The sequence below is a fragment of the Pseudomonas sp. PA27(2017) genome, from assembly GCF_001945445.1.
Classification (GTDB): domain Bacteria; phylum Pseudomonadota; class Gammaproteobacteria; order Pseudomonadales; family Pseudomonadaceae; genus Aquipseudomonas.
Genome location: NZ_MSXW01000026.1, coordinates 292869 through 316999 on the forward strand (window position 1 = coordinate 292869; position 24131 = coordinate 316999).

Annotated in this window: 20 protein-coding genes; 12 read left to right on the top strand and 8 right to left on the bottom strand. The window is 63.3% G+C overall.

The annotated features are described in order from the left end of the window. The first annotated feature begins 67 nt into the window (after positions 1–67). Complete coding sequence (locus BVH06_RS15100; protein ID WP_075934587.1) at positions 68–985, top strand: amidohydrolase family protein; 918 nt, start codon at positions 68–70, stop codon at positions 983–985. On the opposite strand, the gene BVH06_RS15105 is transcribed toward BVH06_RS15100, so the two are convergent. Beyond that, positions 968–1693 carry an IclR family transcriptional regulator gene (locus BVH06_RS15105; protein WP_075934588.1) on the bottom strand — a complete coding sequence of 242 codons (726 nt, stop codon included), beginning with the start codon at positions 1691–1693 and terminating at the stop codon, positions 968–970. The two genes, BVH06_RS15100 and BVH06_RS15105, sit on opposite strands and share 18 nt — an antisense overlap. Positions 1694–2520: 827 nt before the next feature. Between BVH06_RS15105 and BVH06_RS15110 the strand changes: the two genes are divergently transcribed. From BVH06_RS15110 to BVH06_RS15120, 3 genes are all read left to right on the top strand, one after another. Continuing rightward, complete coding sequence (locus BVH06_RS15110) at positions 2521–3501, top strand: tripartite tricarboxylate transporter substrate binding protein (protein WP_075934589.1); 981 nt, start codon at positions 2521–2523, stop codon at positions 3499–3501. Positions 3502–3575: 74 nt separating this feature from the next. Continuing rightward, a complete protein-coding gene (locus BVH06_RS15115; RefSeq protein WP_075934590.1) occupies positions 3576–4031 on the top strand; it encodes a tripartite tricarboxylate transporter TctB family protein in 456 nt (151 codons plus the stop codon). Further along, positions 4031–5533, top strand: coding sequence for a tripartite tricarboxylate transporter permease (locus BVH06_RS15120; protein ID WP_075934591.1), 1503 nt, complete (start codon positions 4031–4033; stop codon positions 5531–5533). The genes BVH06_RS15115 and BVH06_RS15120 overlap by 1 nt, the downstream gene beginning before the upstream one ends. Before the next feature lie 49 nt (positions 5534–5582). Here the strand turns inward: BVH06_RS15120 and BVH06_RS15125 are convergent, their stop codons facing one another. Together BVH06_RS15125 and BVH06_RS15130 are read right to left on the bottom strand one after the other, a co-directional pair. Continuing rightward, a complete protein-coding gene (locus BVH06_RS15125; RefSeq protein ID WP_075934592.1) occupies positions 5583–6794 on the bottom strand; it encodes a PrpF domain-containing protein in 1212 nt (403 codons plus the stop codon). After that, positions 6787–7278, bottom strand: a complete 492-nt coding sequence (locus BVH06_RS15130; RefSeq protein WP_075934699.1) for a MarR family winged helix-turn-helix transcriptional regulator — start codon at positions 7276–7278, stop codon at positions 6787–6789. Before BVH06_RS15130 ends, BVH06_RS15125 begins: the two co-directional genes overlap by 8 nt. A 91-nt stretch (positions 7279–7369) precedes the next feature. On the opposite strand from BVH06_RS15130, the gene BVH06_RS15135 reads away from it, so the two are divergent. Continuing rightward, on the top strand, positions 7370–7828 hold the full coding sequence (locus BVH06_RS15135) for a GNAT family N-acetyltransferase (protein ID WP_075934593.1): 459 nt from the start codon (positions 7370–7372) through the stop codon (positions 7826–7828). Between the two features lie 16 nt (positions 7829–7844). Here BVH06_RS15135 and BVH06_RS15140 read toward each other — a convergent pair whose 3' ends face one another. Further along, complete coding sequence (locus BVH06_RS15140) at positions 7845–8708, bottom strand: oxidoreductase (RefSeq protein WP_075934594.1); 864 nt, start codon at positions 8706–8708, stop codon at positions 7845–7847. 100 nt (positions 8709–8808) lie between these two features. On the opposite strand from BVH06_RS15140, the gene BVH06_RS15145 reads away from it, so the two are divergent. Together BVH06_RS15145 and BVH06_RS15150 are read left to right on the top strand one after the other, a co-directional pair. After that, a complete protein-coding gene (locus BVH06_RS15145; protein WP_075934595.1) occupies positions 8809–9711 on the top strand; it encodes a LysR family transcriptional regulator in 903 nt (300 codons plus the stop codon). 195 nt (positions 9712–9906) lie between these two features. Next, positions 9907–12027: a CHASE2 domain-containing protein gene (locus BVH06_RS15150; protein ID WP_075934596.1), complete on the top strand. Its 2121-nt coding sequence runs from the start codon at positions 9907–9909 to the stop codon at positions 12025–12027. Positions 12028–12034: 7 nt separating this feature from the next. On the opposite strand, the gene BVH06_RS15155 is transcribed toward BVH06_RS15150, so the two are convergent. Then, positions 12035–12631: an OmpA family protein gene (locus BVH06_RS15155; RefSeq protein WP_075930867.1), complete on the bottom strand. Its 597-nt coding sequence runs from the start codon at positions 12629–12631 to the stop codon at positions 12035–12037. 12 nt (positions 12632–12643) lie between these two features. Further along, positions 12644–12997, bottom strand: a complete 354-nt coding sequence (locus BVH06_RS15160; protein WP_256575189.1) for a FecR domain-containing protein — start codon at positions 12995–12997, stop codon at positions 12644–12646. A gap of 216 nt (positions 12998–13213) precedes the next feature. Here BVH06_RS15160 and BVH06_RS15165 point away from each other — a divergent pair, with 216 nt between their 5' ends. After that, positions 13214–15334, top strand: a complete 2121-nt coding sequence (locus tag BVH06_RS15165) for an HD domain-containing phosphohydrolase (RefSeq protein ID WP_075934598.1) — start codon at positions 13214–13216, stop codon at positions 15332–15334. An 82-nt stretch (positions 15335–15416) separates the two neighbouring features. Here BVH06_RS15165 and BVH06_RS15170 read toward each other — a convergent pair whose 3' ends face one another. After that, positions 15417–17105: a 2-isopropylmalate synthase gene (locus BVH06_RS15170; RefSeq protein WP_075934599.1), complete on the bottom strand. Its 1689-nt coding sequence runs from the start codon at positions 17103–17105 to the stop codon at positions 15417–15419. A 304-nt stretch (positions 17106–17409) separates the two neighbouring features. On the opposite strand from BVH06_RS15170, the gene BVH06_RS15175 reads away from it, so the two are divergent. From BVH06_RS15175 to BVH06_RS15190, 4 genes are all read left to right on the top strand, one after another. Beyond that, the gene (locus tag BVH06_RS15175; protein WP_139315650.1) at positions 17410–18174 is read left to right on the top strand and encodes a helix-turn-helix transcriptional regulator; all 765 of its coding nucleotides are present in this window, start codon (positions 17410–17412) and stop codon (positions 18172–18174) included. A 248-nt stretch (positions 18175–18422) separates the two neighbouring features. After that, a complete protein-coding gene (locus BVH06_RS15180; protein ID WP_075930862.1) occupies positions 18423–18926 on the top strand; it encodes a sigma-70 family RNA polymerase sigma factor in 504 nt (167 codons plus the stop codon). Beyond that, positions 18923–19891: a FecR domain-containing protein gene (locus tag BVH06_RS15185; protein ID WP_075934601.1), complete on the top strand. Its 969-nt coding sequence runs from the start codon at positions 18923–18925 to the stop codon at positions 19889–19891. The genes BVH06_RS15180 and BVH06_RS15185 overlap by 4 nt, the downstream gene beginning before the upstream one ends. 84 nt (positions 19892–19975) lie before the next feature. Next, positions 19976–22480 (top strand): TonB-dependent siderophore receptor, encoded by a 2505-nt coding sequence (locus BVH06_RS15190; protein WP_075934602.1) that lies wholly within the window; start codon positions 19976–19978, stop codon positions 22478–22480. 660 nt (positions 22481–23140) lie between these two features. Here the strand turns inward: BVH06_RS15190 and BVH06_RS15195 are convergent. Continuing rightward, positions 23141–24040 (bottom strand): LysR family transcriptional regulator, encoded by a 900-nt coding sequence (locus tag BVH06_RS15195; protein WP_075934603.1) that lies wholly within the window; start codon positions 24038–24040, stop codon positions 23141–23143. Positions 24041–24131 lie beyond the last annotated feature (91 nt).

The following is a 24131-nucleotide window of genomic DNA, read 5'->3' on the forward strand; positions in this document are numbered from 1 at the left end:
AAGACGCCAATCCTGCCCCGCGCAGGATTGGCGTCCTCATCCCCCACAACAAGAAAAGAGACCCACCATGCAGTTTTCCCGACGTCGCTTCCTGCAGGCCGGGGGCGCCCTGGGCGCTACCCTCGCCTTCAACGCCCTCGCCAGCAAGCCCTCGAACAACGCCGAGCTACGCCCGCGCTTCACGCCTCCAGCCGGCAGCGTTGACTGCCACATGCACCTCTATGACAGCCGCTACCCCACCTCACCGACGGCCACATTGTTTCCGCCCGATGCCTCTCTTGAGCAGTACCGCGCCGTACAGAAGCGCCTGGGCATTCGGCGCATGGTCATCGTCACCCCGTCGACCTACGGCACCGACAACCGCCTGATGCTCGACGGCCTGCTACGCAGCCATGGCGATGCGCGCGGCGTCGCGGTGATCGAGAACTCGATCGACGACGACGCACTGGCCAGTCTGCACGAGGCCGGCGTACGGGGCATTCGTTTCAATCTGAGCACGGGCGGGGTAGGCCTCGATGATTTGGAAACCCTGGCGGCGCGGGTCAACGAACTGGGCTGGAACGTGCAATTCGCAGCCGGTAACCTGCTCGCCGAGCTGGAAAACCGGCTGGCCAAATTGCCGGCGAAGGTGGTCATCGATCATCTCGGCCACGTGCCGCAACCCGAAGGCATTCACTCCGATGCCTTCGCGGCCCTCAGCCGCCTGGTGGACAACGGCAAGGTCTGGGTCAAGCTGTCGGCACCCTACGTACGCTCGAAGGTCGGCGGCCCCGGCTATGAAGACGCGGGCAAGGTCGCCACGGCGCTGATCGGCCGGAACCCGGAACGCATGCTGTGGGGCAGCGACTGGCCGCACCCAACCCTCGCCGAAGACCAGAAACCCGATGACGCCAGGGTGCTCGATTTGCTGGCCGACTGGGCGCCTGACGAAAAGGCGCTCAGCCTGATCCTGCGCGACAACCCGGTGTCACTTTACGGTTTCTGAGGCCTTTGTCTTGCCGTCGGCCGGTTTGAAACCGAGGCTGCGCATGAGATCCCGGGCGGTGTCGAGGAACACCTGGCGCAGGCTCGCCGCCGCCTCCTCGGTCAAGCGGCTGGCCGGCCCGGAGATTACCAGCGCGCCCATCAGCTCCTGCTGGGCGCCATAAATGGGCAGCGCGATGGACGAAGCATGGGGATCTGTAGCGCCCCGCGAGTAATAAGGTTTGTCCAGCTTGCTGCCGACTTCATACGACGCACGCAGGGCCTGCGCACCCGCGGCCTCATCCATCGGGCGCATGTCGCCTGGCTGCATATTCATGCGCAGGCGATGCCTGGAGTTCACCCGGAACTGGCACATCCGGTAGGCGCCATGGCGAACGTAGAACGACGCCGTCTCGCCCGAGTACTCGGCGAGTTCCTGCAGCCTGGGCATCACGTGGCGCTCGAGATCCAGCGCCTCCTGGTACACCGCATTGAGCCGCATCACCTCGCTGGCCAGTTGATAGCGCCCGTCGGCCATGCGATTGATGAAGCCGTGATCCTCCAGCGACACCATGAGTCGCATGATCGTGCTCTTGATCAGCCCGGTACGCTCCACCAGCTCTACCAGACTCAACGCCGTATCGCCGACCTGAAAGGCAGACAGAACGGTCAGAACCCGGTCAGCCGAAGCCACTCCGTTTACCGCCGGACGCGGCCGCGCTTTCACCATCAGTGATTCCTCATCAATTTGCCATTGGCCCCGCGTTCGGGACAGCGGCGCATTATCCGCCAACACCGCACGCCCTGCCATAGATGCACCGAACACGGCCGGTCGCACCCCGCTTCGCGCCGACAGGGTCCAGGCGTGCGGCCAACCTGGGCGGCCTCTCTCTGGTACCCGGACGGCAGCGCAGCTAGAAAGGACCGCAAAAAACATAATGAAACAAAGTTTCAAACCCTAGATTTTGGTGCTAACGGCGATGCTGGATCGGGCGTCCATCAGCTGGAGCCCACACCATTGCTGACGCGACAGCTGCAGCCAATTATCGCGTTCTAATCCCAGAGTGCTCGCTGGTCAAAATGCCTGCATGCCATGGAGTCATTTGCCGGACCGCCAATATTGAAATGACGTTCTGTTATGTTTAGTCTCGCAAAATGCTGCGACGCCTGAGAGCGACAGCGGCCGGCGATCAATAAAAAGACAAGGATCCCACCATGAGCCCATCCACGCTCCACACCGCGACAGCCCCTATGGCGCAAACCATCGCTTCGCGCACCTGCCTGCGCCTTCGCGATCACACCCCGAGCCCGCGCTCGACGCCTTGCGCAACCCGACTTAGCGACTAGAACGGCATGCTTCATGGTCAGCATCGGTCTGCCATGAGCAATCCTCTACCAACCCCGAGATGAACGCCCGCACCTGGCACACAGGCCAGAACTTCTGCTGCATTCGCGATCCCGCGTTCACTCACCAGACACCCCGGCAGCCTCTGCCATCGACAACAAAAAGTGCGGTACGAGCGTCTTCGTAGATCCGCCCCAGACAGGAACCCGACCATGGCCATGAACACTCCACGCAAGATGCTGGCATGCGCGGTATTCGCTATCGCCGCCACCGTGTTGCCCGCCCAGGCGGACAGCTACCCGCAGGGCAACATCAACTTCGTCGTGCCCTTCCCGCCCGGCGGCGGTACCGATATACCCTCGCGTCTGCTGGTACAGCAGATCGGCAAGGAAACCGGCTGGAATTTCGTGGTCGAGAATCGTCCGGGCGCGGGCGGCAACATCGGTCTCGCGCAGCTGGCGCGCGCCACCGCCAATGGCCAGTACATCGGCATGGGGCAGACCTCGAACCTGGCGGTCAACCCATCGCTGTACAAGGACATTCCGTACGATTCGATGAAGGACTTCAAACACATCGCGGTCATCTCTACCCAGCCCATGGTGCTGGTGACCCATGCCAAGTCGCCAATCGAGAATATTGAAGGTTTCCTCACGGCCGCCAAGAAGGCCCCGGGCAGCGTACTTTTCGGCACACCGGGCTCGGGCACCGTCGCCCACCTGTCGGTCGAGCTGCTGTCGAGCGAAGCCGGTATCGAGCTTACCCACGTGCCCTATCCCGGCATCGCCCAGGCCATCTCGGACGTGATGAGTGGCGTGGTCGACGTGTACATCGGCAGCCTGCCCAGTGTTCTGCCGCACATCCGCTCCGGCTCGATCCGTGCCCTGGCCGTTACTTCGGCTGAGCGCAACGCGGTGCTGCCGGACGTCCCCACCGTGGCCGAATCGGGCTTCGCGGACTTCGAAACCAGTGACTGGAAAGGTGTCGTCGGGCCGGCCGGCATGACCGACGAGCAAGTGGCGAGCCTCAACGCCGCGATCAACAAGGCCCTGCAATCCGAGCCGCTGCGCAGCTCGCTGGAAGCCGAAGGCAGCACCGTGGTGGTCGAGGACAGCCAATGGTTCTCCACGCTGCTCTCCCAGGAGCTGGAGCGCTGGGCAAGCGTCATCAAGACCTCGGGCGCGACCGTCAACTGAAACCGGCCGGCGCCTTCCTCGGCTGCATGAGGGCGCGAGAGTCACCCTATCCCACTGATGCTGAGGAGCCCGATATGCCGGCTCGCAATTATCAGGATGTCGTCGTCGGCATCCTTATCGCCCTGTGCGGCTTCGCTGTGGCCGCCTATTCATCGAGCGCCTTCAACGCCGGCACCCTGCAGCGCATGGGGCCCGGCATGTTTCCCCTGGCAATGGGCGGCCTTCTGGTATTTCTCGGCCTGTTACTGAGCCTGGTTTCGCTATTGCGCACGCAGGTCGTCAAACCCATCGAGGTGCAGTGGCGGCCTGCTGCGCTGGTGCTGATCGCAGTCACCCTGTTCGCCGTCAGCGTCAAGACGCTGGGCCTGCTACCTGCGGTGCTGGCGGTGGTGCTGGTCTCCTCGTTCGCCGAGAACAAGGCCCGCATCGCTCAGGTGGCGATCCTCGGCGCCGTGCTCTGCGCGCTGGCCTACCTGATCTTCCAGGTCGGCCTGGGCATGAACTTCGTCCTCATTCGGTGGGACTTCTGATGTCTGAAAACATACTGCTCGGCCTCGAGACCGCGTTCTCGATGTACAACCTGTTCTACTGCTTCGTGGGCGTGTTTCTCGGCACTCTGCTGGGGGTGATTCCCGGCATCGGCGTGCTGGCAGCGATCTCCATGCTGTTTCCGATGACCTTCCACCTGGAGCCCACCGCCGCGCTGATCATGCTGGCGGGCATCTGGTACGGCACGTCCTACGGTGGCAATACGGCGTCCATCCTGCTCAACGTGCCCGGCTCGCCCTCCAACGCCGTGACTTGCCTGGACGGCTACCCCATGACCCTGCAGGGCCGCGGCGGTATCGCGCTGCTGATGACCACCGTGGCCTCATTCTGCGGTGGCTCGATCGGCATCATCCTGCTGATGAGCTTCGCGCCGACCATCAGCGCCTACGCCCTGAACTTCTCCTCGGCCGAGTACTTCTCGCTGATGCTGCTGGGGCTGGTGGCGGCGTCCAATATCTCCGGCGGCTCGGTGATCAAGGGTCTGATCATGGTGACCTTCGGCATCCTGTTCGGCACCGTGGGCAGCGACATCTACACCGGCACTCGGCGTTTCGATTTCGGCATTCTGGACCTGGCTGACGGCATCAACCTGGTGGCGCTGGCGATGGGTCTGTTCGGCGTGGCCGAGGTGATCTCCAGCATCGGCAAGGTCGACGGCAGCCGCGTAGACCGCAGCAGCCTCAAGCTGTCCGCCATGAAGCCCACGCGCGATGACGTCAAACGCTCATGGATGCCAATGGTGCGCGGCTCGTCCATCGGCTCGTTCTTCGGCACGTTGCCGGGCACCGGCCCATCGATTGCCGCCTTCATGGCCTACGCAGTGGAACGCCGCGTCGCCAAACAGCCCGAGCGCTTCGGCAAAGGCGCCATCGAAGGCATCATGGCCCCCGAGTCAGCCAACAACGCGGCCGACCAGACATCCTTCATCCCCACTCTGGCCCTGGGCATTCCCGGCAGCGCCACCATGGCGCTGATGCTCGGCGCGCTGATGATCCACGGCATCGCCCCTGGCCCACAGCTAATGACCGATCAGCCGTCGTTGTTCTGGGGGCTGGTGATGAGCTTCTGGATCGGCAACGTGCTGCTGGTGATCCTCAACGTGCCGCTGATCGGCCTCTGGGTTCGCCTGCTGATGGTGCCTTACAAGCTGCTGTTTCCGGCGGTGCTGATGTTCATCTGCATCGGCACCTACAGCGTCAACAACAGCGCCTTCGACGTGTTGCTGGTTGTGGTGTTCGGTGCCATTGGTTACGGCATGCGCGTGCTGGGTTTTCCCGCCGCACCGATGCTGCTGGGCTTCGTGCTCGGCCCGATGATGGAAGAACACTTCCGCCGCGCCATGCTGCTGTCGCGCGGTGATTTCTCGACCTTCATCGACCGCCCGATCAGCGCCACCGTACTGGCCTTCACGGTATTCGTGCTGCTCCTCGGCTTGCGCCCGCTGTTCAGCAGAAAGGCGCCCGCTGCGCAGTTGCCCAACTGATCGTTTGGCTGAGCACAAAGGGCCGCAAGCGAGAGTTTGCGGCTCTTTTTTATGCCCCTTGCACCAGCGCCGCCGCCAACTCCTGCGACGCGTTGTACAACGGCACGTGCCCGCGCTGCAGCACCTGGGCGCTGCGGCGGTAGGCGACGGTGCTGACCTCCAGCCCGGTACCGGCATCGCGAGCCACCACCGTGGCGTCGAGAACACCGGCGGGGTTTTCCATGGCTACCGCATATTCGGCGAACTGCTCGCCGACTTGCGGTGTGGCTGCGGCCAGGCGGGCGGCGACGGTGCCGGGTATCAACGTGGCAGCGGCCAGGCAGCAGCCGCCGGACACGGCCATCGAGGCGTGCAAGGTTTGCGGGGTGAAGTAGCGCACCGAGAGTGTGCCGCCGTTCATAGCCGGGCCGATGATGCACACCTTGGGGATGGTTTCGCTGCGGCTGATGTCCTCGCGGCTCATCGGCTCGCCACTGCGCTTTTTCAGGCCCATGCGCAGCCCCGCCTCGATCCACACTTCACGCAGCGCGTGCATGAAGGCGCTATCGGCTTCCAGCTCGGCGAGCGGCTCGCGTGCAGTCTTGCCAAAGGATGCTGCGTCGATGATCACCATCGGCACCGCCACATCCACGCAGGACACCGGATGGCCGAGAATCTCGTCGAGCGCATTGCCGGTCGGCAGCAAGGCACCGGTCTTGGCGCCGACCGGGTGATGGAGGAACAGATCGACACCGGGAAACTGCCCCGGCACGCCGGGAATCGCCACCTTGCGCAGGGCGTTGTCGGCGTCGCGCAGCACCCGCCCGGTGGTGATCACGCCGGTGTTGGTATTGCGGATATCGATCTCGAAATCACCGTTCGCGCCGTCAGCCAGGCCTACGTCCAGCGCCCACAGCGGCAGCGCCGACGACATGTTGCCGCAGTTCACACTCCAGTCGATGGCCGAGTGGCTGGCGGCCAGTTGCGCCAGGGTGCTGACCAGGCGCAACTGACCCTCGACGTTTTCCAGCTCGACGAAGAATACCTTGTTGCTGGTCGCCGGGCCGCGGCCCAGGCCGGTGAGCTGGCGGTTGCCGGGCGCCTCGCCATGTAGCGGCACACCCATCAGGTGACGCAGCAGTTCTTCGCGCAAGGCGATGTCCTGAGGGGCGAAGCGCTCGTCGATGACCAGGCCGGTCGAGGTGCCGCCGCGCATGAAGTGCACGGGAAAGGCCACCACGCCGCCTTCCACGCGGATACCTGTCGAAAGGGGCTCATGCATTGCCGGTCACTCCTGCTGCTGTGGGTCGTTTGGCGGCACTCAGGCGCTGCGAGAAGTTCTGGTCCTGGAGCGCCTGGGCAGCCGACTGCAACACCAGGCGCAGTGGATGGCCGATCTCCTGCTCGAGCCGTTCTATGGCACGGAAGGTCGCCGCCCAATGGCCGATCAGCACGGGCATCAGCCGCTGCCCGGCCGGTGCCAGGTGAATTTCGCTCTTGCGCGCATCGGCGCCGCGTTGGCGGGTGATCAGGCCGTCCGCCTCCATCTGGCTCACCGTCTGGCTGATCGCCCCTTGAGTCAGGTGGGTGCGCGCGGTGATCTCGGTGATGGTCTGCGCGCCCGCCTCGATGGCGCGCAGCACTGGCGTATAGCGCGCGCGGTAGGTGAGGCCCATGTCCTGATAATGCTGCTCGGCGCCCCGCTCCACCAACTCGGATACGTAGCGCAGCAACTCACCCAGGCCGGGTTCGATCTTCATGGTCATCGACGGCTCCATCAGCACCTTTGCCAAATACATTAGCGCTAATGTAGTTCTCCAGCAACGAACATCCATCGCCTGTCCCGGAGACCACCCCATGTCGACCCTGACCTTTCGCAAAGCACAGCGCGCCGACCTGGAAACCATCGTCGCTCTGCTGGCCAGCGACTCACTCGGCCAGGCTCGCGAAGATGCCTCCACGCCACTGCAAGCGGCCTACGTCAGCGCCTTCGAGGCCATCGACGCCGACCCGAACCAGGCGCTGGTGGTGGTCGCTGACGCGGGCCGGGTGATCGGCACCCTGCAGCTGACCTTCCTGCCGAACATTTCGCGCCTGGGTGCCTGGCGTGCACAGATCGAGGCAGTGCGCATCGACCCGAACTGCCGTAGCGCCGGCATCGGCCGCGAGATGTTCCTGTGGGCCTTCGAGCAAGCCCGCGCACGCGGCTGCCAACTGATCCAGCTGAGTTGCGACCACACCCGCAAGCACGCCCAGCGCTCCTATGAAGGGCTGGGCTTCGAGGCTTCGCATATCGGCTACAAGAAGGCGCTATAGCCTTAACGCTCCTCTTTCAGGCCAGGGCGTCCAGTTCGGCCAGCAACGCAGGGGGAATTACCAGCTCGCTGGCGCTGAGATTCTCTTGCAGGTGCGCCACCGAGGAAGTGCCCGGAATCAGCAGGATGTTCGGCTTGCGCTGCAGCAGCCAGGCCAGCGCCACCCGCAGCGGCGACGTTTCCAGGCGCGCCGCCACGCTGGACAACGCCTCCGATTGCAGCGGCGAGAAACCACCCAGCGGGAAGAACGGCACGTAAGCGATGCCCTGGCGGGCCAGTTCGGCGATCAGCGACTCGTCGTTGCGGTGCGACAGGTTGTAGTGATTCTGCACGCAGACCACCGGCGCGATGCGCTGGGCCTGGCTGATCTGCACCGCCGATACGTTGCTCAGGCCCAGCTGACGAATCAGCCCCTGGCGCTGCAAGTCGGCCAGGGTGCCGAACGCCTCCTCGATGGACGCTTCGTCGGGGGCATGCAGCGTACCCCACGCCCGGAAATTGACGACGTCCAGCGCTTCGAGCCCCAGGTTGCGCAGGTTGTCGTGCACGGCCTGCGTCAGTTCGGCGGGCGTCGCGGCCGGGTGCCAGGATGTATCCGCTTCACGCCGGGCACCGACCTTGGTGACCAGCACCAGCTCATCGCCATAGGGGTGCAATGCTTCGCGGATCAGCTGGTTGGTGACGTGCGGACCGTAGAAGTCCGCGGTGTCGATATGGTCGACCCCGGCATCGCGCGCGGCACGCAGCACCGCCAACGCCGCAGCGCGATCCCGGGGCGGGCCGAACACATGGGGCCCGGCGAGCTGCATGGCACCGTAGCCCATGCGATTGACGGTGCGTTCATCGAGAGTAAAGGTACCGGCCTGGCTGGCGTTGCTCATGTCATCTGCCTCGATCAGTGGATGTCGAGGCCACTATAGGCGTTGACCACTGCGCCGATAATCGAGTGCAATCAGCACAGGTCGTACGGGAGAGCGAACAGTGAGCACCGACATTCAGGATCTGCTGGCCTTCGTGACCGTGGTGAACGCCGGCGGTTTTCGCGAAGGCGCGCGGCTCAGTGGCAAATCCGCCTCCAGCCTGAGCGACGCCGTGCGGCGCATGGAGGCCGGCCTTGGCGTGCGCCTGCTCAATCGCACTACGCGCAGCATCCTGCCGACCGAAGCGGGCCGCCTGCTGATGGACCGCATCGTACCGGCGCTGGGCGAAGTGACCTCGGCGCTGGACGTGATCAACGACTTTCGCGACCGCCCCACCGGCACCCTGAAACTCAACGTGCCACTGAGCGCCGCGCGGCTGGTCCTGCCCACGCTGATCACCCCGTTCCTGAAAGCCTACCCCGACATCCGCGTTGAAGTGATCGCCGAGGAAAGCTTCGTCGACGTGCTGGCGGCTGGCTGCGATGCCGGCATTCGCTACGACGATCGCCTGGAACAGGACATGATCGCCGTGCCCATCGGCCCGCGCCTGCAGCGCTGCGCCACCGCGGCCTCGCCCGCCTACCTGGACGCCCACGGCCGCCCCGAACACCCGCGCGACCTGCTGCAGCACGCCTGTCTGCGCGGCAAGTTCCCCAGCGGCGCGATGCCGTTGTGGGAGTACGAACGCGACGGCGAGATCATCAGCGTCGACCCCGCCGGGCCGCTGATCGTACGCATCGGCGGCGCCGTCGACCTGGCCGTGCAGGCGGCGATCGATGGCCTGGGCTTGATCTACCTGTTCGAGGACTGGTTGCGCCCGCACCTGCAGAGCGGCGCGTTGGAACCGGTACTGGAACCCTGGTGGCAGAGTTTCTCGGGCCCGTTTCTGTATTACCCAGGGCGCCGCTACCTGCCCTCGCCGCTCAGGGCCTTTATCGATTTCGTCAAGGCGGCGCCCTGCTGAGCATCCATGAATGGGGTTTATGTGGCAAAGTCGCACCCGAGCGAATCGCCGCGCTGACTGACTCGGCCAGATGAAACGGGAAACGGCTGCTGCGCGACAGGCTCGTGCCTGGGTAAGCCGCCCAGTCCGCCCGGCATCTCAGGTACGAACCCATGCCCCAGCTGCAGCTCCCCATCCCACCCAGAGCCCTTGCGCATGCCTAGATCCCGTTTGTTCAGCACAGGCGGCGGCCTCTGCCTGGCGGTATTGCTGGGCCTGCTCATGGTGTTTCTGCTCGACCCGGTGCCGGTGCAGAAGGCCCGCCATGCGGTGTTCGATCAGTATCAACGCTTGCAGCCGCGGCCTTATCAGGAAGCGCCGGTGCGCGTCGTCGACCTGGATGAACAGAGCCTCGCGCGCATCGGCCAATGGCCCTGGCCGCGCACCCAGGTGGCGGCGCTGGTGGAGCGGCTCGAGCAGGCTGGCGCGGCAGCGGTGGTGTTCGACGTGCTGTTCGCCGAGCCCGATCGCACCTCGCCCGAGCAGCTCATTCGCGGCAACCTGCTACCGCCGACCTTGGCCACGCAGCTGGCAACCCTGCCGGCCCATGACGGGCAGTTCGCCGAGGTATTGAAACGCAGCAATGTCGTGCTCGGCTTCGCCGCCGAGCAGAGCCCCCGCAATGGCGGGCCACCGCTGAGCCGCTTCGGCATGGTGCAGCAAGGCCCCTCACCCATCGCCTTCATGCCCGCCTTCCAGGGCGCCGCGCGCCCGCTGCCGGCACTGGAACAGGCCGCCCGCGGTATCGGCGCCATGACCTTCAGGCCCGACGCCGACGGCGTGGTACGCCGGGTGCCGCTCTTCGTGTCGCTGAACGGCGAGCTGCGCCCCTCGCTGGTGGCCGAGGCGCTGCGTGTGGCGCAGCGCACGGGGCGCTACCGGATCGTCAGCAGCGAGGCCGGCGTGCAGCGTGTCGATATCGGCCGTGTGCAGATTCCCACCGCAGCCAGCGGCGAGCTGTGGGTGTATTTCTCCCGGCCGCAGGCGAGTCGCAGCATTCCTGCCTGGCAGGTGCTGGACGGCTCGGCGCCGCCGGTCGACGGCAGCATCATTCTTGTCGGCACCTCGGCCCAGGGCCTGCAGGACCTGCGCTTCAGCCCGCTGGGCGGAATCATTCCCGGCGTCGAGGTGCACGCCCAGGCCCTAGAACAGGTGCTGACCGATACCTTGCTGCTGCGCCCCGGCTGGGCATTGGCCGTGGAGGCCCTGGCCCTGCTGCTGGGTGGCGTGCTGCTCGGCATACTGGCACTTTACGCGCCGGCCCTGGTGTCAGCCGTACTGATGCTCATGCTGGTAGCCGCGCTGAACGCGGTGGCCTGGTACGGCTTCGTGACCCACCGACTACTGCTCGACCTGTTCACGCCGTCGCTCGGCCTGATGCTGGTCTACGGCGCCGCGAGCATCGTTCGCCACATGGCTGCCGAGCGCGAGCAGCGCTGGATCCAGGCGGCTTTCTCACGCTACGTGTCGCCCAACCTGGTCAATCATCTGGTCGCCCACCCGGAGCAACTGACCCTCGGCGGGCAGCGGCAAAGCTGCAGCTTCGTGTTTACCGACATCACCGGTTTCACCGCGATGATGGAGCGCCAGGCGCCCGAGGCAGCAGTCAGCCTGCTCAACGACTACCTGGAACAGGTTATCGGCATCGCCTTTCGCCACGAAGGTACGCTGGATCGCATCGTCGGCGATGCGGTGGCGATCATGTTCTCGGCGCCGATCCCCCAGGCCGATCATCAGCAGCGCGCCCTGGCCTGCGCCCTGGAGATCAACCGTTTCGCCCAGGGTTACGTAGCCGCCCTGGGCGAACGCGGCATCACCTTCGGCCAGACGCGCATCGCTGTGCACAGCGGTGACGTGGTGGTGGGCAACTTCGGCGGCTCGGTGATCTTCGATTACCGCGCCCTGGGCGATCCGGTGAACACCACCTCGCGGCTGGAAAGCCTGAACGGGCAGGTCGGCACCCTGCTTTGCGTCTCTGGCGCAATCCGCGAGCACTGTCCAAAGGTGCCGATGCGTCCGGTCGGCGAGGTGGTGCTCAAGGGCAAGGCCGAGGCGGTGCAGGTGTTCGAGCCGCTGGAGGCCATGGTCGTGCCGATGAGTGAGCGTGATGACGCCTATGAAGCGGCATACGGGCTGCTGGCGAGCGGCGCCAGCGAAGCCCTGGTCGCGTTCGAAACCCTCGCCGAGCAGCGCCCCCGGGACGGCCTGGTGGCCTATCACCTGCAACGGCTGCGCCATGGCGAGCATGGCAGCCGGCTGGTGATGGCCAGCAAGTGACGCGGGCTCAGCGGATGGTGATTTCCACCCGGCGGTTGGCAGGCTCCGGCGTGTTGTCCGGGGTTTTCACCAGCAGGTTGCCCTCGCCGTGGGAGGTCACCACCAGTTCCAGTGCCTGCAGGCCGTTGTCCTGCAATTGGCGGGCGATGGCCCGGGCGCGCAGCAGGCCGAGGTCTTCGTTGTCCAGCTTGCTGCCAACGGTGTCGGTATGGCCGATCACCGAAACCGCGGACGGCCCGCGGTCACGCACGGTTTGCAAGATCTCGGGAATTTCCGCCTGGGATTTCGCAGTCAGCTTGGCGCCGCCAGTCCGGAAATACAGCAGGTAGCTCTTGGGCAGCGCCGGCTGGGCTGCCCGCGCGGCGGAGAAGTCCTTGTCGATGCGCGGCTGCTCGACCTGATACGGCGTGGCGCTGCGGCCATCGAGATTGACCCCGTAACCCTTCTGATCCACGCGGGCCAGGCCCCTGTCGGTGCGAACCTCGATGGCGCCGGTGCTGCCATCGGGGCTCTCCATCAGCACCACGTAGGATTTGGAGGCGCAGCCAGTGCTCAGCAGGGCGCAGAAAAGGAGCGCAGCGGCGCGCATCGGATTGGAAAACATGCCGTGTCGGCCTCAATCAACCTTGACGAGAAAATGCGTGCCACGCACGCCGATGGTGCCAGTCGGGGTGTTGATCTCGACGGCCTCCGGCTTGAGCTTGGCGATGGTGCCGGAAATGTAATCGAGCGTGCCGTGGGTGATCTTGGCGCTCAGCTTCAGATCGTCCTGGGCGGGGTCGAAGATGAATTCGTCTAGGGTCAGCTCGCTGTTGGGGCCGAAGGACATCACCGTGTTGTCCTTGAGGGTCACGCCCATGGAGCCCGCCGGGCCGGTCTTCACCGTGCTGCCGACGTACAGCGGCGTGCCGATCGTCGCGGCCTGGCTCGATCCGCCCTGGGTGACGCTAGCCTCACCCTGAACCTTCATCACGTAACCGATCGACGAACTGGGTTCAGCGGCAAAAACCGAACTTACTAGCAATACGCCAGCTAGTGGCCATATCCTGAAAGGTGCAAACACAGTACTCTCCTTCTTCATTCTCATTCCCTGAGTCGAACTGAGCGTTGCACATCCAGCCGCAGCACCGTTGCCTGGTCGGATGGTACGTGAAGTACACGATGGGACCGTAGCGCAGGTTGCAGTATGTCATCAGGGCAAATCAAGCAGCGATTCAGACTCCGCTTCAGGAGCAGGAGCCTGGTCGTCACCCTGTTTCTGCTGCTGCAGCTGGCGCCTCTGCTCGCCCTGACGCTGGGTGCCCCGCCATTGCTGGTGCTGGGCCTGTCCGTGGGCATCCTGTTGTGCACGATGCCGCTGGTGCTGGGCGGTATGCAGAGCATAGATCGCACCATCGATCTGCTGGTGCAGGACACGCAAAAAATCCGCCAGATGGATTTCTCCGGCGAATTGCCGCCGGCGTCGCTGTTCGCCGAGATCGAAACCCTCAACCGCAATCACATCGACATGAAGGCCGCCCTGCAAAGCCAGACTCAGGCACTGCAGGCCTCGCAGCTCAAGCTCGCCAGCCTGGTGGAAAACGGCCTGCTGCTGTCCTCCGAACGCGACCGTGACGCCCTGCTGCGCCATATCCTGATGCAGGGTAAACGCACCTGTAACGCCCAGGCCGCCACCATGTACCTGAAGACCGAACACGGCACGCTGCGCTTCGCCCTGCGCTCGATGGACGACGAGCTGCCGACGGTCGAGATTCCCTTGCACGATCCGCACAGCGGCGCACCCAACGAACGGCACGTGTCGACCTACGCGGCGCTGCACAACGAAACCGTGGTGATCGACGACGTGTACGCCGAAAGCCGCTTCGACCTCAGCGGGACGCGTCGCTTCGACAGCGATTCGGGCTTCCACACCGTCTCCATGCTCACCGTGCCCCTGGCGCCCCGCGGCGGCGAAGTGATCGGCGTGCTGCAGTTCATGAACGCCCTGGACGTCGAGACCGACGAGGTCATCGCCTTCTCACCGCCAGTGGTCGCTTTCATCGGCGCCCTCGCCTCCCAGGCCGCCGTGGCGCTGGAAAACCACAACCTGATCGATTCGCAGCGGGCGCTGATCGACGGCATGATCGAGATTCTCGCTGGCGCCATCGACGCCAAGAGCCCGTACACCGGCGCCCACTGCGAGCGCGTGCCGGAACTGGCGATGATGCTTGCCGAGGCCGCCAGTGAAGTGAACGAAGGGCCACTGGCGGGCTTTCGCTTCACCACCGCAGACGAGTGGCGCGAGTTTCGTATCGGCGCCTGGCTGCACGACTGCGGCAAGATCACCACGCCCGAGCACGTGGTCGACAAGGCCACCAAGCTGGAAACCATCTACAACCGCATCCACGAAGTGCGCATGCGCTTCGAGGTGCTCCTGCGCGACGCGCAGATCGAGCGGCTGCAGCAGCTACGGGACGGGCAGGAGCCGGCGCGGGCGGACGCCCGATACCAGGCTACCGCCCAGGCGCTGCAGGACGAATTCGCCTTCATCGCCGGCTGCAACATCGGCAGCGAACTGATGAACCCCGAGCACGTCGGCACCCTGCAAAAGGCTGCCGAGCGCACCTGGCTCAGGCATTTCGATGATCGCCTGGGGTTGTCCCAGGCCGAATTGATGCGCGTGGCCGAACTGCCCGCCGAGCCACTGCCGGCGCGCGAGCGGCTGCTGGCCGACAAGCCGCAGCACATCTTCCCACGCCCCGAAACCAAGGACTTCGACCCCAAGTATGGCTTCCAGGTCAGCGTGCCGGAGCACCTCTACAACCATGGCGAGCTCTACAACCTGAGCATCAGCAAGGGCACCCTGACCGCCGAAGAGCGCTTCAAGATCAACGAGCACATCATCCAGACCATCGTCATGCTGGAAAACCTGCCGCTGCCGTCGAACCTCAAGCGCGTGCCGGAATACGCCGGCACCCACCACGAAACCCTGCTCGGCACCGGCTACCCGCGCAAGCTGGACAAGAGCCAGCTGTCCATCCCGGCGCGCATCATGGCCATCGCCGACATCTTCGAAGCGCTGACGGCCTCCGACCGCCCCTACAAGCAGGCCAAGACCCTCTCGGAGTCGATCGCCATCCTCGCCACGCTACGCGACAAGGGGCATATCGACGCCGACCTGTTCGCCTTGTTCCTGCGCAGCGAACTGCCGATGCGCTACGCCCAGCGCCACCTGCACCCCGACCAGATCGATGTCATCGACATCGAGCGTTTCGTGCCCGGCGAGCAGACGCAGGAGAACCAGGCTGCTGCAAGCCCTGTGCATTGAAGGCTACCAAGGGGCGGTGTAAGGCGAGCACCTTGCGGCGCCCGCTTTCGCTGCCGCGGCATCACGGCTACCGACCCGCGATCTAGCTCAGCCCCTGCATCACCTGCGCCGGGCCGCCGTCGAAACGTGACACCGCCACCAGCAATGCCTGAATCGAGGCGACGACGATGTTCGCGTGGCTGCCGGCACCGAAGCGCGAGCCGGCCACACCTGGCCAGGCCACCTCGACCAGCGCCAGGGCATCGGCGGCAGCACCGCCACCCAGGCTGCGCTCTTCGTAGCTGTCGACACGGATCGGCAGGCCCAGCGCCGCCACGGCAGCGTCGATGGGGCCGGTGCCGATACCCCGCAGCGTCTGCCGGCGCCCGTCCGGCAGCATGATCTCCAGCGTCACGCCCTGGCCCGCTTCGTCTTCGAACAACTGGTGGCCAAGATAGGCCAGTTCGCCACCGGCACGTGCCGGGGCCAGATAGTGGCGCTGGAACAGGGCCCAGAGCTCGGCGCTGGCCAGCTCCGTTTCGCTGCTGTCGGCCATCTTCTGCACGATGGCGCTGAACTCGACCTGCATGCGCCGCGGCATCGACACGCCGTGGTCGCGCTGCAGCAGGTAGGCGATGCCACCTTTGCCCGACTGGCTGTTGACCCGCACGATGCTGTCGTAAGTGCGCCCCAGGTCTTTCGGGTCGATCGGCAGGTACGGCACTTCCCAGGTGCCATTCGGATCCTGGGCGGCAAAGCCTTTGGCAATGGCATCCTGGTGCGAGCCGGAAAAGGCGGTGAACACCAGATCACCGACATAGGGATGACGCGGATGGATCGGCAGCCCGGTGCAGGTTTCGGCGACTCGCGCCACACCGGCGATATCGGAAAAATCCAGATGCGGGTCGACGCCCTGGGTATAGAGATTCAGCGCCAGGGTGACCAGATCGAGATTGCCGCTGCGCTCACCATTGCCGAACAGGCAGCCTTCCACCCGCTGGGCGCCAGCCAGCAGCGCCTGTTCAGCGCAGGCCACGCCGGTGCCGCGGTCGTTGTGCGGGTGAACCGAGAGCACCACGTGCTCACGGCGCGCCAGGCGCTCGTGCATCCATTCGATCTGGTCGGCGAACACGTTGGGCGTCGCCACTTCCACCGTGGTCGGCAGGTTGATGATGATTGGCCGACCGGGGCCGGCATCCCAGGTGCGAATGGCGGCGTTGCACATGCGCAGCGATACCTCCAGTTCGGCCATGCAGAAGGTTTCCGGGGAATACTGCAACACCCATTCGGTCTCGGGATGCGTCGCCACCTTTTCCTTGAGCAATTGCACGTGGCGCACCACCAGTTGCTCTACCTCGTCCACCGACAGGCCGAACACCACCCGCCGCCAGACTGGTGCGATGGCGTTGTACAGGTGCACGATCACCCGCCGCGCGCCAGCCACGGCGCGCACGGTCTCGTCGATCAGGTCTTCGCGCAGCTGGGTCATGACCATGGGCGTGACGTCGTCGGGAATGCCGCCTTCGTCGATGAGCTGGCGGATGATCTCGAAATCGGTGCGCGAGGCGGCTGGAAAGCCCATCTCGATCTCCTTGAAACCGAGGCGCACCAGCTCGCCGAACAGCTGCAGCTTGCGCTGCCGGTTCATCGGCTCGAACAGCGCCTGGTTGCCGTCACGCAGGTCGGTGGACAGCCACACCGGCGCCTGGCTGATACGGCGCGACGGCCAGCGTCGGTTGGGCAGGTCGATAGAAGGAAAGGCACGGTACTTGGAATGTGGATTGCGCAGCATTGGGCGAACCTCGAACGGGAGACGGGCGTTGCCGACCTCCCCTGCCCGCTATGGCGAGCTGTTCAAGGCCGGGATCTGGGGGAGATCGCAAGTCGGCGCCACACACGCGGCGACAGACCCCGGCCGAAGCTCAGGGCTAGTAGCGGTAGCGAGGGCAGCACAAGGTTCATGGCGCAGTTCCGGTCAGAGAGGTGCCCAGCATAGGCAGACGGGCGGCTGACCACTCACGACAAATGGTCCGTCGTTATCGCCAAATGGTCATCACTGCCGCTAAGCTGGCAGACCGCACAGAATGGACGCGCCCATGGTCGACCACAGCCACCTGCCCTATGAATCGCTGGTGATGCCGGTTACCGGCGTTTCGGTCGACTATCCCAATGGTCATAAGGTGCCCGCCCACAGCCACCCGCGGGCGCAGCTGATCTACGCCATATCCGGAATCCTGTCGGTCGAGACCGCAGCGGGCCGCTGGGTCATACCGCCAACCCGCGGCGTGTGGGTGCAGGCAGGCGTCGAGCACGCCCTGCGCATCCGCGGCAAGGCCTGCATGCGCAGCCTGTTCGTCAACCCCGATGCCGTCGACGGGCTGCCGACCGGCAACTGCGTGATCGATGTATCGCCCCTGCTGCGCGAACTCATCCTGGCGGCCACACAGGTGCCCGCCCATTACAGCGCCGACAGCCGGGACGGACGCCTGATGCGCTTTCTCCTCGATGAACTGCGCAGCCTGCCGGTACTGCCCTTTCACCTGCCCTGGCCGCAGGACGAACGCATCGCCCGCGTGTGCCTGGCCCTGGCACAAAACCCGGCGCAGGCCGATGGCGCCGAGCACTGGGCAGACCACCTGGCCATGAGCCCGAAAACCTTTCACCGCCGCTTCCTGAGCAGCACCGGCATCACCTTCGGCCGCTGGCGCCAACAGGCGCGCCTGCTGCTCTCGCTGGAAGCCCTGGCCGAAGGCCAACCCGTGCTGCAAGTCGCGCTGCAGCACGGCTACGAAAGCCAGAGCGCGTTCGCCGCCGCGTTCCGCCGGCAGTTCGGCGTGGCGCCTTCGAGCTTCTACAGCTGAGTCAATCGTCAAGACGCTGAACATTCCTGATGACATGCCCTGGAAATGAGTGCTTTACCAGCAAAAGGTAGCGCGCGGGCTGTGACCTTGCCGCCTATACGGTGGGATTTTGAGATGGGAGCAATCGGTCTCAATTGGCTGATTCGGGCGCTGAACGATTGCCGTACTACCAAAAGAGCTAGCCTACCGGCATGATGCCAGCAATAATGCGATCGCTTATCATTTATCAGCCTTTTGGCAGGAATAGCATGTCCGGCAGACATCCCATCGAGCATCTCTATGTCGAGCATCACAGCTGGCTGCGGGGTTGGTTGAATCATCGGTTGAACAACGCTGCCGATGCTGCCGACCTCGCTCAAGATACCTTCGTGCGGGTATTACAGCGCCGCCATGCACAAGCTTTGCTTGAGCCCCGTGCTTACTTGCGCACCATCGCCCGTGGGCTGGCGGTCGACCTTTGGCGTCGACGCGATGTCGAACGCGCCTGGCTGGAGACCCTCGCACATCTGCCTGAGGTCGAAGTGCCTTCACCTGAAACCAGTGCCCTGGCAATCGAGTCGCTGATTGCCATCGATCAGCTACTCGATGAGATACCGCCCCGGGCTCGGGAAGCCTTCCTGCTCGCTCAGTTGGACGGCATGACCTGTCCACGAATTGCCGAGCGCCTGGGCGTATCTCTGTCCACGGTCGAGCGCGACATTGCCATGGCCTTGCGCAACTGCTACCGACTGGCGTTCGAGATTAACCCGTGAGCGGCGTGGCACCTCCTGCGCTCCCGAAAGAGATAGTCGATCAAGCCATCGAGTGGTCCATTCGCCTGACTTACAATCAGCCCGAAGAGGCCACCCGTCTGGCGTTCAATGATTGGCTTGCCCGAGGAGAAGAGCATCGGCAAGCCTGGGAGCGCATCCAGAGTCTGGGTGGTCGTTTTGCAGGTATGCCTGCCGGGCTGGCCATGCAGGCCATGGACAGGCTGCCGGAGGCAAGGCTGCAACGTCGGCAGATGCTCAAGTTTCTTACCTTGTTCGCGGCGGCAGGCGGTACAAGCTGGACAGCTTACGAGACCACGCCGTGGCAGCGACTGGTGGCCGACTTCAGCACCAGGGTTGGCGAACGTCGACGCTGGCATCTGGAGGACGGCAGCCTGCTCGATCTCAATACTGACAGCGCTGTGCGTCTGCGCTTCGACGCAGTCAGCCGAGAGCTTGAACTGTTGCGAGGTGAGCTGCACGTGATCAGTGGCAGTGATTCGAAAACGTCTTTGCGTAGACCGTTGACCGTGTCCACTGCACTCGGAGCATTCGAGGCGCTGGGCACCCGCTTCAGCGTGCGCCTGGACGATCGGACCTGCAGTCTGAGTGTCATGGAAGGTCAGGTTGGTATCCGGCCGCGAGTAGGTAATCCAACCATCGCACAAGCGGGCCAAATCTGGCGGCTGACGACTTCCGGCGTTGAGCAGGAACCGGGCAATGCAGCAGATGTGGCCGCTTGGTGCGATGGCCTGCTGGTGGCGCGCGATATGCCATTGGCCCAGGTTCTGCGCGAACTTGGCCGCCATCGCAATGGCTATCTCGGGTGCGCCCCCGAGATAGCTGAGCGCCGTATCAACGGCAACTTCAATCTTGCCGATACCGATGCCACCCTACTTTTTCTGGTGCAGGCGCAGGGCCTGCGTATGCACGCTCTCACTCGTTACTGGATCCGCCTGAGCGCTTAGCGCGATGCACACGCAAAAAATCTCGTGATCGTGAAGGAGTTTTCGTTCTGGTCCGGCATATAGGTCAGAACACTCCGAATGCCAATGAGAATCATCGTGCCCAACAACTCATCGCTATGCCTCGCCATCCGCCGTGCCATCTTGTGTGTCGGACTCGGCCTTACCTTCGCTCCGATCGTGGCTGCGGCGCAGCCCAACAGCGCGAACCATGCGTTGGCCATTTCCGCCGGCTCGCTGGATTCGGCGCTGACTCAGCTGAGCCGTGATACCGGTTTGAACATTGCCTTCGAATCCGCCGATTTGGCAGGCAAGCGCAGCGCTGGATTACATGGCAGCTACAGCCTCGACGAGGCACTAAAGCAATTGCTTGTAGGCAGTGGTCTTCAGGCAGTAAAACTGGGTGAAGGCGGTTACCGTCTGGCGCCAGCGCCGAGTACGGCTTCGGCCGGGAGCATCGAGCTGCCCGGCACGGATATTACCGGCATTACCGACCTGACCGGAGCGACCGAGAACACCGGTTCCTACACTACAGGTTCGGTCGCAGTGGGCAGTAAAGCACCGCATAGCCTGCGTGAAACGCCGCAGTCCGTCTCCGTCATTACGCGCCAGCGAATCGAGGATCAGAACCTGACCAATCTGGCTCAAGTGCTCGATCAAACCACCGGCATCACCCTGATCGGCGGTAACGACAGCAATACCAAGATCCTCTCGCGTGGCTTCAACCTCACCAACATCCAGGTCGATGGCGGCGCTCCGGCATTCAGGGAACAGACCTACGACACCCTGGCAGACACGACGGCCTACGACAGCATTCAGGTGCTTCGCGGCTCCGACGGATTGTTCGGGGGAACCGGCGAGCCTGCGGGCGCCATCAACCTGGTACGCAAGCGCGCACTGTCCGAGCCACAGCTAAAGGCCAGCACTTCAGCCGGGAGCTGGGACAACTACCGCACCGAGGTGGATGCCACCGGCCCACTCGCCTTCGACGGTGCACTGCGCGGGCGGCTGGCGGCCTCGCAAGAAGACAAGCGCTATTTCTACGGTGGCGCCGACAGCGACAAGCATGTGCTTTACGGTGTTTTAGAGGCTGACCTGACACCTGACACTCAAGTGAGTGTCGGCGGAATCTACGAATGGCGTGACCAGGACGGTTATTGGGAGAGTGGCCTGCCGCGCTTCAGCACTGGCGAAGCGCTGGGTCTGTCACGCAGCACGAAGCTCTCGGCGGACTGGTCGAGCAATAATTACAAAAGAACTGAAGCCTTCGTAAAAGTCGACCACAACTTCACGCAAGACTGGAAAATCAACGCCAGTTTCATGCGCGCCAAATACGATACCCAGCAGGACCTCGGCCAGGTCGAGGAGCCCGTCAATCCCGACACCCTGGCAGGCCCGACATTCCAGCGTTTCATCCGCGGTTATACCAATGATCAGGATCTGTTCGACGCCAACCTGCAGGGCACGTTCGCTGCATTCGGTCGCAGCCACGAAGTGCTCTTCGGCGTTGACTACTCCGATATCAAGCGCAGCTACTCGGACCTCAGTGACTGGACGGTAACGACTCCGGTCGACATTTTCGCTACTGATGTCGGGTCGTTGCCGAAACCGGGAACCCCGCCGCTGTATTACGAAAACCCTGCGTGGAACATCCGCAAGAGTGGCGCTTATTCGACCGTCCGCCTGCACCTTGCCGACCCTCTTAAACTCATAATCGGCGCTCGCTACTCGGACTACGCCAACACCGTCGACGTTCTCGTGCCATCGTTCGGCACGGACCGCAAGAATGGCGGTCGCGAAAGTGGCATCGTCACGCCCTATGGCGGAGTCGTGTATGAAATGAATCCGGCGTGGTCGCTGTACGCGAGCTACGCACAAATCTACAAGTCACAGACTGAATTCCTCGACAGCTCCTACGCTCCACTTGAAGCAATCACCGGTGACACCTACGAGGTGGGAACCAAAGGCGAGCTGTTCAACGGGCGCCTTCAGCTGTCTTCGGCGCTGTACTACGCCAAACAGGGAAACAACGCGATCCAGCAGTTTTACGAGGGTTCATCCGCCAACAACTGCTGCTATGTCGCGGGCGGAGAAAATATCAGCAAGGGCTTGGATACCGAGATATCCGGGGAGCTGACACCAGGCTGGCAACTGACCGCCGGTTACACCTTCAACATCAACGAACAGCGTAAAGTCGGAGACGACACTGCAGTTGGCAAGCCGCTTAGTACGCAAACGCCAAAGCACCTGTTCAAGTTCTTCACCACCTACCAGCTGCCTGGCCAGTTCGAAGACTGGAAGCTCGGCCTTGGGGCGACGGTGCAGAGCAGCAACTACGTTAGCGGCAATGTCCAGCGTCGCCTGGGCGACGGCTCGCTGAGCCCCAGCACCAACAGCTACAATTACACCCAAGCTGGCTATGCAGTTTGGAATGCACTGGTCGAATACCGCCTCGATGAACACTGGACAGCGGCGCTAAACGGCAACAACCTGTTCGACAAGAACTACTACCAGACTGTCGATAGCAGTGCCAAAGGCAACTGGTACGGTGCACCGCGCAACTACATGTTGACCCTTCGCGGTACCTTTTAAACTCTCTGGGCGCTTAGAGCCTGTTCAAAGTCTTATCTGCGCATGAAGCGGCAACTCCAAGGCAGAAGCGGACATCAGCGCAGTATCTGTGGGTGCGGGCGGGGACGCCTAGTCCATGCCCGCGAGTTTTCGCGCGCATGGTGCGCTCCCACAGTGGATCTGGGAACGACCGCTAACGCCGCCAAAGTCGCCGAACCTGGGCTTAATTATGAACAGGCTCTAAGAACTTGGCCCGTTTTTGTGGGAGCCGCGACCTCGCGGCGAATTAGTCAGGCACCGCCGATAGGCTGTCAGGCTGCAATCGTTTCTCCCCGAGGTCGGGGCTCCCACAGGTTGGTTTGTGCGGCCGTTTTTGCCTTGTAGCGCTCTCTTTGTGCTGCCCAAAAAAGATCGTGAACAGGTTCTTAGAGACAGCCCGCTTGACGTGAGCAGTCTCAAAAAATGGCACCGTCTGAAATATCTTTCGAGCTCTCAGAGCTGTTTTCTTATTGATTGACCATCAGCGTCCTTCTGCCCGGAGACAGCCCTTCAACGGCGTACACCTGCGGCTAGCAGCGCACGTTTACAACGGCTAGACAATGGGATTGGAAGCATCGGCGAAGCCAAGAAGATTTAGATGAACTAGCATCAAAAGTCAGATCGTTTTCCCCTGCTAGCAACTTACCGATTTTCATCTCGGATAAGCCCGGCGATCCAGTCAGCGAATGCGCTCACGGCTGGCGAAAGAAACCGTTGATGCGGATATAGCAGGTGTACGGGAACCGAAGCCGGTTGCCAGTCAGCAAGCACTTCGACCAGCCGCCCTTCTCGCAGATGCTCGCTGACAACGTTCTCGGCAAGCTGCACCAGCCCAAAGCCTTCAAGGCACATTTTGATGTACAGCCCCGTCTCGTTGACGGCTGCAGTCCCGCTTACCGGGACCGAGATCTTTTCAGTGCCACGGGCGAAGCGCATTTCGCCCGCTTGCCGTGCGCGGCTCGAGAAGTAATGGATGGCACGATGGTGAGACAAATCCTGTGGCGTTTGCGGAGTACCGTTCTCTTCGAGATAGGCGGCAGACGCACAGGTCACCCAGCGAAACCGGCCGAGTGGGCGCGCAACGAGCGTCGAATCATGGAGCTCGCCGGTACGAATCACGCAATCGACGCTCTCCTGAACCAGATCAACCTGTCGATCATTCACACCTATCATCAGGTAGATATCCGGGTAGCGCCGGTAAAAGTCGTACAGATTCGGCATGACAATGAAGTGGGCAATGCCGCCCGGCATATCGACACGCAAACGCCCCTGCGGCCGTTTTACGGAATCCGTCAGGCTGGTCTCCGTTTGTTCGATCAGCTCCAATATTTCCCGGCATTGCGCCAAATATTGTGCGCCTTCCGGCGTAAGGCTGACCCGCCGTGTTGTTCGGTTGAGCAGGCGCACTTGCAAGTATTTCTCAAGATTTTTAACGCTGCTGGTGACCGTCGAGGCCGGTAAAGAGAGCGTCTGCGCCGCCTGGATGAAGCTTCCTGCCTCAGCCACACGGACGAAAACCTGCATCGCTTGAATACGGTCCATGGCGGCTGGCAACCTCAAACCAGTGATCGGGAAAAGCGTTATTATTCGCCAATACTGAATAATTAAAACAGTTTAACCATCTTTTTCCCGC